The sequence below is a fragment of the Methanoculleus sp. UBA430 genome (assembly GCF_002506585.1).
Lineage (GTDB): Archaea > Halobacteriota > Methanomicrobia > Methanomicrobiales > Methanoculleaceae > Methanoculleus.
In genome coordinates, this window is sequence record NZ_DAXW01000016.1 from 343,000 (window position 1) to 353,873 (window position 10,874).

Genomic DNA, 10,874 nt, shown 5'->3' on the forward strand with positions numbered 1-10,874 from the left:
TCGCGGCTGCCAGCGCGTATTCTTTCGCGCGGACGGGCGTTGCTGACAGCCGCGAGGGATGCTGCTGGTACATACGGCGGGCCGGGTTCTCCGGCGCGCAACCGTAACGATGCCTTTTTGATACTGCCCCGACAACCGTTTCACGATGTACTTCCACGCGCTCATTCCCTTTAAGCCCACGAACCCCAAGACGCGCCTCTCCTGCATCCTCAACCAGGAGGAGCGGGAGGCGTTCGCCCGGGCGATGCTTGAAGACGTGATCGCCTCCGTGCTGAAGTCCGGGTGCAGCGCCACCCTGCTCTGCACCCACCCCTTCAAGCACGAGAACGCGCTCATTGCCGTCAGGAAGGAGCCGCTGAACGAGGCGATCAACTGGGCGCTCGGGCAGTTCCACTGCCCGGCGCTCCTCATCATGGCCGACCTTCCCCTGGTGACGGCCGGGGATATCCAGCGGCTGATCCGCACCGAGAAGGATATGTCCATCGTGCCCGGCCGGGGCGGCGGGACGAACGTCATCTTCTTGAAGAAGCCGAAGTGCTTCCACGCCGACTTCTACGGCGCAAGTTTCCTCGACCACCTGCGGGTTGCAGAGGAGTGCGGCTTCTCCGTCGATGTGATCGACTCGTTTCGGATGTCGACCGACATCGACGAGAAGGAAGACCTGGTTGAGATCCTCATTCACGGAAAAGGGAAGAAGAGCAGGGAGTTCCTGGAGAACTCAGGATTTTCTCTTGTTATCGACGAGAAGGGCCGGGTCGGTGTGGAGCGCGACGCCCATAAAGAGACACTCTGAAGCGTCGATGGTGGCGACTCCGGTGTAGTCGCCGACGGGAAGCCCGATCCCCCGCACCACCGCCGCGGGGACGCACTCTCCCGCCTCTCCCATCACGAGTTCTGCGGCCGATGCGATACAGTCCGCCACCGCCCGCTTGGTCACCTCGAGCTCGCGCCCGAAGAGATCGCTTTTCCCGCGCTCGTCAAGAACCGAGGGAATGCCTGAACACCCAATGGCAACCCCGCTGCACCCAAGACGCATCGCGTGCGTCCGCGAGTCGATAACGATGACGCCGACGTCCACTCCCGACCGCTCTCTAATCGTTGCGCGTATCCCCTGCGCGGACGCATCCGGGTCGGCGGGGAGGAGGACGACGGAGCCGGGCGGAGCGTTGGAGGCGTCGATCCCCGCGTTCGGGAGGAGCGTTCCGTTCTTCATGCAGAGCAGGAACCCGGGAATGCCCCCGACAACCCGGTCGCTCTCCCGGAGCACCACCTCGACGAGGTGGGGGTCCATCCGGTAGTCTTCAGCGAGCCGGAGCGCTTCTGCTGAGGGCTCGATCTCGGCCAGTCGTGCGACCCGCCCTTCGGCGGTGGCCACGGCGGACTCCGCAACGACCACGATGTCCCCCGCCTGAACCCCCCGGGACTCCGAGCGTTCGGCGGCTGCAAGGATGTGGGTCGCCATATCGTCACCGGTCCGAACCAGGGGTGTCGCAAGGCCGTAAACGTGAAATGATGGTGTTGTCATGCTATCCTTATCTTCTCGTAAACCCGAAGGAGGTCGGCGGTCTCCCTGACATCGTGGCTCCGCACGACGGCTGCTCCCTCTCTTACCAGCGCCATCGTGAGCGCGAGCGTACCGGCGAGCCGCCCTTCGGGCTCTCTTTCAAGCAGATCCCCGATGAACGTCTTCCGCGATATCGCGGCGAGCACCGGGCGTTCGAAGGCCGAGAACGCCCCGAAGTTCCGACAGAGTTCCCAGTCGTCCTCGCTCGTCCGCTCCGGGACCCATCTCCCGACTGCTGGATCGAGGACGTATTCATCGATCCCGTAGCGCGCGCACCGCGCTATAACCGCCTCGAGCGCCGAGAGCGTAGCGGCAAGACCGACGGCATCGCCGGGCTCCTTGAAACTCGCCATCGCAAAGACCGGCAGCCCGGAGTCGGCGATCGCCCGCGCATACCGCTCGTCGGCAAGGCCGGAGATGTCGTTCACCGCATGGATGTCGTGGCGGAGGCAGACGTCGAGCACTTCAGGGTGCCGGGTATCCACCGATAGGGTGATCCCGGTCCCGTCAAACTCGGCGAGTGCCGCATCCACCCGTTCCGCCTCTTCGGCGACGGTTATGGGAAGCGTGCCCGGGGCCGTACTCCGCGCCCCGATATCGATCATATCGGCGCCCGCTTTACGCATGGCAAGGGCGCGATCGTAGAGCCTCCCGGTCGGGGTGTAGGAGCCCCGGTAGAACGATTCGGGGCTGCAGTTGATGACACCCATCAGGCGAACCGGGGCGCCGCCCCCGATCCGGAGGCGGTTTACCGTACAGTGCCGCATGTTCGTAACTTGGCCGCCAGAAAGGTGTTCTCCATCAGGGTTGCGATCGTCATGGGGCCGACGCCGCCGGGGACCGGGGTTATCGCTCCCGCCCGGTCGCGCACCGCCTCAAAATCGACGTCGCCGTGGAGTTTGCCCTGCTCGTCGTAGTTGATGCCGACATCGATGACCGTCGCCCCGGCCTTGATCATATCCGTTCCGACAAATTTCAACTTTCCAATCGCGCTGACAAGGATATCGGCGTTTCTCATCTCGTCCTCAAGGTTCCTTGTCTTCGAGTGGCAGATGGTGACGGTTGCGTCGGCGTTCAGGAGCAGGGCGGCCATGGGCCTGCCCACATCGATGCTCCGGCCGACGACGACCGCCCGCTTTCCTGCGATCGGGATCTTGTACTCGTCGAGAATCGTCATGATTCCCTGCGGGGTGCAGGGGGCAAAGACCGGGGTTCCGGCGAGAAGCCTTCCGAGGTTGCAGGGGTGGAATCCGTCCACGTCTTTGCCGGGTGCGACCGCATTGATCACCCGGGTGGTGTCTACCCCGGAGGGAAGCGGCAGCTGGACCAGGATGCCGTCGATCTCCGGGTCGTTGTTGAGGCGCGTGACCGTCTCAAGCACCCGCTCGGTGGAGGCGTCCTCCGGGAGTTCGATGCCGACGGACCCGATACCGACGCGCTCGCACGCCCGGTGCTTCATGCGGACGTAGAGTTTCGACCCCGGGTCTTCGCCCACGATGATGGTTGCGAGGCGCGGGTAGAGCCGGGACTCTTCTATCTCCTCCTTGAGGATCTCGAGCCTCTTCTCCGAGACTGCTTTACCGTCGAGTATCATGCTACTTCAGGGTGGAGGGGATACTTGCTCGCAAGGGCAATAACCTCTTCCCTCACTTCGGTAATCGCCTTCTTCGAGGTCTTGTCTCTCGCGATATCCTTTACGACCCGGCCGATCCAGTGACCGATCTGCTTCATCTCCTCCTCTTTCATGCCGCGGGAGGTGACGGCCGGCGTGCCGATCCTGAGACCGCTCGTCACGAAGGGGCTGAGTTGTTCGCGGGGGATGGTGTTCTTGTTCACGGTGATGCCCGCCTCGCCGAGCGCGACCTCGGCCGCAAGACCCGTGAGGTGCTCGCCGTTCGCCGAGACTCCAGTCAGGTCGAGGAGGATCAGGTGGTTGTCGGTGCCGCCGGAGACGAGGTCGAGCCCTTCCTGGTCGAGGACCTCGGCCATCGTGCGTGCGTTCTTGACGACCTGTCTGCAGTAGTCCTTATACGCGGGGGTCAGCGCCTCCTTGAAGCAGACCGCCTTCGCGGCGATGGTGTGCATCAGGGGGCCGCCCTGCATGCCGGGGAAGATGGACTTGTCGATGGCGGCAGCATCCTCTTTGCTGCACATGATGGCGCCGCCGCGGGGGCCGCGCAGGGTCTTATGCGTCGTCGTCGTCACGATGTCGACGACCCCGACCGGGGAGTTGTGGTATCCGGTTGCACAGAGCCCGGCGATGTGGGCGATGTCGGCCATGCACCTTGCGCCGACGGTATCGGCGACCTCCTGGAACGCCTTAAAGTCGATCTCGCGCGGGTAGGCGCTCGCACCGCAGACGATCATCTGTGGCTTGACGATCCGGGCCATCTCCTCGATAGCCGCGTAGTCGAGTGTCTCCGTCTCGTGGTCGACACCGTAGTGGAAGATGGAGTACCAGCGTCCGGTGATGTTGACCGGCGAGCCGTGGGAGAGGTGGCCGCCCTGGGTGAGGCTCTGGCTCATGATCTTGTCTTTGTAGCCGAGGTAGGCGAAGTAGACCGCCTGGTTTGCCTGGCTCCCCGAGTGCGGCTGGACGTTCGCGTGCTCCGCCCCGAAGAGTTCGCACATCCGGTCGCGCGCCAGGTTCTCCACGACGTCATGGAACTCGCAACCTCCGTAGTAACGTTTGCCGGGGTAGCCCTCGGCGTACTTATTGGTCATGATAGAACCCATCGCCTCGAGAACTGCAATGCTTACGACGTTCTCGGAGGCGATCAGTTCCAACCCGTTGACCTGACGCAGGCGCTCTTTCTCGATGAGGCCCGCGACTTCTGGATCGAAGTTTGCCAGATGAGACATGCAGAAATGGGTTGCCCCGACGAGGTAATATGCTTTCTTTTGCATGATCTATTCGTGACGGGTGCTTATCCGGCAGCCGCTGATTATTCCTCTCTTGCATCCCGGATAAAATGTAATAGTTCTTCTTTTCGAGAGATCCATAGTAATATTATTACGTAATTATTATCAAGGATTAATTCGAGGGAGACAATGGCTCAGAAGGATGCGAGGATACGGTTCCTGGAGCGAGAACTCGCGGAGCGCGAGAAGGAGATGGAGACGATGAAGGTCTATGACCAGCCGCCGGTATCGGAGGCGGTGGGAAGAGAGCATCCGGAGGCAGAGGAAGAGCGCCTGCAGGCCCTGGAACGGAAGGTGCGGGATCTCGAGGCCCTGGTGAAAGGCCTGATGGAAGAGGTCCTGGATCTCAAATCCGTGGCGATGAAACTCTCCCGGGAGACGGAAGAGCGCCGGAGGAGGCCGGTGGCGGCCGAAGAGAGAAAGGCCGCGACCACGCTTCGGGCGGAGCCTCGCGCCGGTGCCGAACCTGCGGCACCGTCGCCTACCGCGGCACCCCGCACACCCGCGCGCCCGGTGGAGAAGCAGCCGGAGGCGCCCGCCCCCGATGTCGGGGAGATGGATCTCATCATGCAGAACGACGGGACACTGAAGCCGGAACCGAGGCGGTCCTCGGAGTACATCGTTGCCAGCGCCCGGTTCGGGAACGCCCCGGTGAAGGGCCGGGGGAAAGGGGGCAAAACGTCCGAACGGACACTCTTCGTGGAACAGAAGAAGCGTTCCGTTGACGATGTCATCCAGGCTGAAGAGGATGATACGGTCGACCTTGAGCGGTAGTGAAAGGGAGCCTGATCCTTGTACATTACGCAGCTTGAGATCGACAACTTCAAGTCTTTCGCAAGAAAGACTAAAATTCCTTTTTTCGAAGGATTCACCGTCGTCTCAGGCCCGAATGGTTCCGGGAAGAGCAATATCATCGACAGTATCCTCTTCGTCCTGGCCCTCTCGGGGGCACGGGGGCTGCGAGCCGAGAAGCTGACCGACCTGATCAACGTCAACTCCGGGAAGAACACCGCCGAGGTGACGATCACGCTTTCGGACGGCACGACGATACGCCGCCGGATCAAGCGGACGCCGGCGGGATACTACAGTTACAACTACTTAAACAACCGCCTCTGTAAGCAGGGCGAGGTCGTCGAGTTCCTTGCGAAACTCGGGATCAAACCGGAGGGCTATAACGTCGTGATGCAGGGCGATATCACCCGCATCATGGAGATGAGCGACGGCGAACGGCGCAAAATCATCGATGAGATCGCGGGTGTCGCCGAGTTCGACCATAAGCGCGAACAGGCGTTCTCGGAACTCGAGGTGGTGCGGGAACGGATCGAGCGCGAAGAGATCCTTCTCTCGGAACTGGTGGCAAGGCTTGATGCGCTCCAGCACGAGCGTGAGCAGGCGGTGGAGTACCGGCGGCTGCAGGGAGAACTGGAACGCCTCGAACAGTGCCGGGGTGCGGCGCTCGTCCGGCAGAAGGAGCAGGAGATCAGCACCCTTCACGACCTGATGCTCGACCACCAGGCGACGATGAGCCGCATCGCCGGCGAGGCCGAGGCTCTCGGCACAAGCCTTGAAGCGGCACGCGGGCGCCAGCGTGCGGCCGAGGAAGAGATCAACCAGAAGAGCGGTCCCGAGTATCTTGAACTCGTCGGACGGCTCGAGGAGGCGCGGGGCGGGATCAAGGTCGGCGAGAAAACCATCGAGCGGCTGAACGCCGACCGGAACGAGAACCTCGAGGCGGTCCAGCGGGTCTACATGGACAACCGGCGTGCCGAGGCCAGGGTCGAGGAGTGTGCCGCGCAGATCCGCACCCTCTCGATCGACCGGGCGAATCTCGCCATGGAACTTTCGACGCAGCACGAGCGATTGAAGACGGTCGAAGCGCGCATAACGAGCGAGAGTAAGGAGGTCGAAGGGATAAAGGACCAGCTCTTCGCCCGGATGCAGGACCTCGAGGGCAGAAAAGAACTCCGGGCGAAGATTCTCCACGAACAGGATATCCTCATCGAGAAGAGCCGGATGCGAACGTCGGAGCGGGAACGCCTGGATGCGCGTATCCACCAGATCGTGGAGGAACTGGAGAACAAGCAGGCCCAGGTCACGGATTACTCCTCCTGCATGGCCGACTGCGAGGTGGAGAAGCGCCGGATCGAGCGCGAACTCTCCGAGGCCGAGAGTACGCTCTTTGCACGGCGCTCAGCCCTTGACCGGTTGAAGAAGGAGATCCGGGAGAACGAGCAGAGCCTGATGCGCCTTGAAGCGCAGCAGCAGGCGCAGGGCGATGCCGGCGGGAGAGCGATGGACGCTGTCCTTGGCATGGAGGGTGTCCACGGCACCGTTGCGCAACTCGGGCGGGCGCCGCAGGAGTATGCGACCGCGCTCGATGTGGCGGCGATGGGCCGGCTCCGCTGGGTGGTCGTCGATACCGATGCGGTGGCATCGGATGCTATCCGCTACTTGAAGGAGAACCGTCTCGGGCGGGTCACGTTCCTGCCGCTCAACAAACTCCGCCCCCTTATCCTCTCGCCGCTCGAGGCGGACCCGGGCGTCGTCGGCTACGCGGTCGACCTGCTCGAGTTCGATCCGGCGTTCGACCGCGCGTTCCGGGTCGTCTTCGGCGCGACGGTGGTGGTGGATACCCTTGAGCGGGCGCGGCGGATGATGGGCCGCTACAAGATGGTCACGCTTGACGGGGACTTTGTCGAGAAGAGCGGCGCTATGACCGGGGGCTCTCAGGGGAAGAAGGTCCGCGGGTTCGGTGTGGCGGTCGACGACGAGATCATGCGGGTCCGCGCGACGCTTGCCGGTCTCGAAGCCGAGGCGGGGGAGATAGAAGCGTCTATCGGCCGCCTTGCTGTGGCTGCAGAGGCGAAACGGGCGGAGCGGAGTGCGGTCGACGAACAGGTTGCCCGCTACCGCATGCTTGTCGAGGAGTTCCGGAAGCGCACCGAGGTGCTTGCGGGGGAAAGACAGACCCTCGAAGCGACCCTGGAGGAGATGCTCGAGGGTGCGAAGACCGGCGGTGAGGAACTTGCGCGGCTTGAAGTGGACCTCGAGCGGACCGCCGGGGAGATCGCGCGACTCTCGGTAGAGGTTGACGACCTGAAGAAGAAACTCGATGACACCGAGATTCCTGCTCTCACCGAGCAGTATGAGGGTTATCGCAAGTCTGTGGAGGATATTGAGCGCCGGCTCCGGAATAAGGACGCCGATATCACCGATGCCAAACGCGAGCGGCAGCACTTCGCGAACCGCGCAGAAGAACTCGCCCTCGAGCGGAGCCGCCTCGAGGCGAAGAACCAGGAGATCGATGCCGAGATCGCTGCTGCGAAGGAGCAGATCGAGCACCAGCGCCGCCTGATCGTTGTGCTCGAGGCGCGACAGAAGGAGTTTTCCGACGAACTGGCCGATCTTCACGCAGAGCGGGACCGCATCCTCGGTGAGATCCGGGTGCTGGACCAGCAGGCTCTTGAACTCTCGGGCGCGATGGAGCGGGCCAGGATGCAGATCGACGCCCTCACGGAGCGGGAACACTCGCTGCTCGCGGAACTCGGGGCGCTCCGGGAGCAGGCTGGCGATGCGGAGACCGATCTGGATCTCCCTGCCATCGATGCGGGGATTGCTGAGGCTGAGCGGGCGTTGAAAAAGATCGGCGCGGTAAACATGCTCGCGATTGAGGAGTGCGACCGGGTCGGTGCGCGTGTTGAGGAGCGGACCGCAAAGAAGGAGGTCCTCTCCCGGGAGCGGACACTGCTTCTCGACCGGATAGAGCGGTACGAGAAGATGAAGTACGATGCCTTCATGACCGCGTTTGGCGCGATAGATACGAACTTCCGGGAGATCTTCGCGCGGCTGACCGACGGGAGCGGCAGGCTGGTCCTCGAGAATGAGGAGGACCCGTTTGCCGGCGGCATGACGTTTGCGGTGCAGCCGCGCGACAAGAAAGTCCACCTCCTCTCTTCGCTCTCCGGGGGCGAGAAGTCGCTCACCACGCTTGCGTTCATCTTCGCTATCCAGCAGTATATGCCCGCGCCGTTCTACGCGCTGGATGAGGTGGATATGTTCCTGGATGGGAACAATGTCGGCAGGATTGCTGCCATGATCAGCGATCTCACCGGGAACGCGCAGTCGATCATCGTCTCGCTCAGGAAGCCGATGATCGAGCGCGCCGACCGCATTGTGGGCGTGACGATCCGCGCGGACAAGAGCACCTACGTGACCGGTGTGCAGAACAATGGATGAAGAACCCGTCGAGATCCTGGTAGGTATGGCCGAGCGGGGGGAGGTCGACCCCTGGAACATCGATATCGTCGATGTGACGGACCGGTTCCTTGCCGAGCTCGACCGCCGCAAAGAACTGGACCTGCGGGTCTCCGGGAGGACACTCTTTTACGCCGCGTGTCTGTTGCGCCTGAAGTCGGATTACCTTGAGGGGTGGGACGGCGATGAGGAGGAGGACCTGATCTCCGATGAGGATGAGGAGCCTCTGGCCTACCTTGATTTTGATGCTGAACCCGGGGATGGGGGCGAGCCGATGGGCCGTCTGGAGCGTGAGATTCAACGCCGTCTTGGGAGGAAGAACCTGCGAAAGCGCCCGCCGGTCACGCTCTACGAGCTCATCAAGCAGCTCAAGACGGCGGAGAAGGAGCAGCGCCGGAAGCAAAGGAGACGGATAACGGTTGCCCGGGAGCCGGATCTCGACCTCAGTGCCGGGGACGTGGTGGCGGTAGCGCATGACGAGGGGTACCAGAAGGCGGTCGCGGTCGTGATGGAAGAATTCCGGCGAGCCGCACGAGACGGGGATCCCCTGACGCTTGATGACCTCTCCGGGGCAATGGGGCGGACCCGGCGGGAGGTGTACATCCCCCTTCTCTTCCTGATGCTCGAGGGAAAACTTGCCATCTGGCAGGACGAGTTCTTCGGCGAGATCTATGTCGGCGACCATATCCCTGATAATGGTTCTGGATAGAGTCGGCGCGGCCGGTCGTGCCTGATCCGGGGTGGGGCAGGCAGGCACAGTGAAGTTAGTATTCTGGTTCTTTTTTAAATATCTCGAAGGATTGTGCCCGTTTCCGGATCCGGGAGGCTGCGCGCGGAGGGGTTTTCCCGGAGCAGGACCTCGTTTTGGAGCCCATGCGATGGTGAGTCGGGAAGAATTCTCAGCCGGATGCCGGTTCTGGGTGCGGGTCCGGGGTAAACCTTTATATGTCGGTGGGAGCAACATGTAATAGTCAAGTCGGAGGTGATTCCCGCGCCTGATTCTGCATTCTGGTGCAGAATGTCGGGGGCTTCCGACGCATATGGGGGTCTGAGCCGGGTGCTTGGATCCGACGGGGCAGGGAAATGTTTATATAGCATTGACGACAACATTGTAAGGCTGTGTTGTCGGGGTGTCAGGCCGTGCAGCCCCTCGGGGTGGTCTGGTCTGTTGCCCTCTTCAACCGTTATGAGGGCCCAAGTTTCAGCTTGGGTCTGATACGGGTGACAATGTTTATATGCCTGGAAGTTCAATATGTATTCTCACAAGGCCTTTCCGGCAATCGTTTAATGCGATTACCTGGCTCGGGTCGGGAATACAATGAATTCCCGGTTCGACTCCTGAAGGGGGGACACAATGTTTATATCCTATGCGATACAAACATTATTTCCTCGCTCTGGTGAAACGGGGCGCCCGAGACATGATGTCTTGGGCGGGTTCTGCGATCGGACCGGGAATTCACTCTGAATTTCCGGGATGGATCCTGAAGCAGGATGAAAACGTTTATATGCAATGAGATACAAACGTTAATTCCTGCGCAGGTGAAGTGCTCCGGTCTGATTCGGGCCGGATTCCCTGTATCCAAAAAGGACATGAAGGTTCGAGCCATCAAATCTCGAATCTGATGCAGGAAGCAAATGTTTAAATACTTCAGAAATAAACATTGTTTTCCTGTTGATGGAGAATCAACGCGACCGCGCAAATCGCGGGTTGATTCTGACGTTGGCATTGGCAATGCGGAAATTTGTTCAGTAACCGCTAATTCCTCCCAAGTTTAGTAGTGTGCATACTTCCAAATTCTGGTTGATCCTGCCAGAGGTCACTGCTATCGGGGTTCGATTAAGCCATGCGAGTCGAGAGGGTTCGGCCCTCGGCGTACTGCTCAGTAACACGTGGATAACCTGACCTAAGGAAGGGGATAACTCCGGGAAACTGGGGATAATACCCTATAGGTTACGGGTGCTGGAATGCCCTGTAACCGAAAGTTCCGACGCCTTAGGATGGATCTGCGGCCGATTAGGTTGTTGTCGGGGTAATGGCCCAACAAGCCAGTGATCGGTACGGGTTGTGGGAGCAAGAGCCCGGAGTTGGATTCTGAGACACGAATCCAGGCCCTACGGGGCGCAGCAGGCGCGA

Annotated in this window: 8 protein-coding genes and 1 rRNA gene; 5 read left to right on the forward strand and 4 right to left on the reverse strand. The window is 61.4% G+C overall.

All coding sequences use genetic code 11. The features are described from left to right. Positions 1-145 precede the first annotated feature (145 nt). On the forward strand, positions 146-793 hold the full coding sequence (gene cofC, locus BRA49_RS13490) for a 2-phospho-L-lactate guanylyltransferase (RefSeq protein ID WP_292386647.1): 648 nt from the start codon (positions 146-148) through the stop codon (positions 791-793). Here the strand turns inward: cofC and cofE are convergent. The 4 genes from cofE to glyA are packed head-to-tail and all read right to left on the reverse strand — an operon-like array spanning position 719 to position 4,426. Beyond that, positions 719-1,525: a coenzyme F420-0:L-glutamate ligase gene (gene cofE / locus BRA49_RS13495; RefSeq protein WP_292386648.1), complete on the reverse strand. Its 807-nt coding sequence runs from the start codon at positions 1,523-1,525 to the stop codon at positions 719-721. The two genes, cofC and cofE, sit on opposite strands and share 75 nt — an antisense overlap. Then, complete coding sequence (gene folP / locus BRA49_RS13500) at positions 1,522-2,331, reverse strand: dihydropteroate synthase (protein ID WP_292386649.1); 810 nt, start codon at positions 2,329-2,331, stop codon at positions 1,522-1,524. The genes cofE and folP overlap by 4 nt, the downstream gene beginning before the upstream one ends. Continuing rightward, on the reverse strand, positions 2,313-3,158 hold the full coding sequence (gene folD / locus BRA49_RS13505) for a bifunctional methylenetetrahydrofolate dehydrogenase/methenyltetrahydrofolate cyclohydrolase FolD (protein WP_292386650.1): 846 nt from the start codon (positions 3,156-3,158) through the stop codon (positions 2,313-2,315). Before folD ends, folP begins: the two co-directional genes overlap by 19 nt. After that, a complete protein-coding gene (glyA, locus tag BRA49_RS13510; protein ID WP_292386669.1) occupies positions 3,155-4,426 on the reverse strand; it encodes a serine hydroxymethyltransferase in 1,272 nt (423 codons plus the stop codon). The genes folD and glyA overlap by 4 nt, the downstream gene beginning before the upstream one ends. Positions 4,427-4,615: 189 nt before the next feature. Here glyA and BRA49_RS13515 point away from each other — a divergent pair, with 189 nt between their 5' ends. The 4 genes from BRA49_RS13515 to BRA49_RS13530 all read left to right on the forward strand — a co-directional run. Next, complete coding sequence (locus tag BRA49_RS13515; protein ID WP_292386651.1) at positions 4,616-5,260, forward strand: hypothetical protein; 645 nt, start codon at positions 4,616-4,618, stop codon at positions 5,258-5,260. 18 nt (positions 5,261-5,278) lie between these two features. Continuing rightward, positions 5,279-8,722: a chromosome segregation protein SMC gene (smc, locus tag BRA49_RS13520; RefSeq protein ID WP_292386653.1), complete on the forward strand. Its 3,444-nt coding sequence runs from the start codon at positions 5,279-5,281 to the stop codon at positions 8,720-8,722. Further along, positions 8,715-9,449 (forward strand): segregation/condensation protein A, encoded by a 735-nt coding sequence (locus BRA49_RS13525; protein WP_292386654.1) that lies wholly within the window; start codon positions 8,715-8,717, stop codon positions 9,447-9,449. The genes smc and BRA49_RS13525 overlap by 8 nt, the downstream gene beginning before the upstream one ends. A gap of 1,085 nt (positions 9,450-10,534) precedes the next feature. Next, positions 10,535-10,874 (forward strand): 16S ribosomal RNA (locus BRA49_RS13530); the annotation flags it as partial.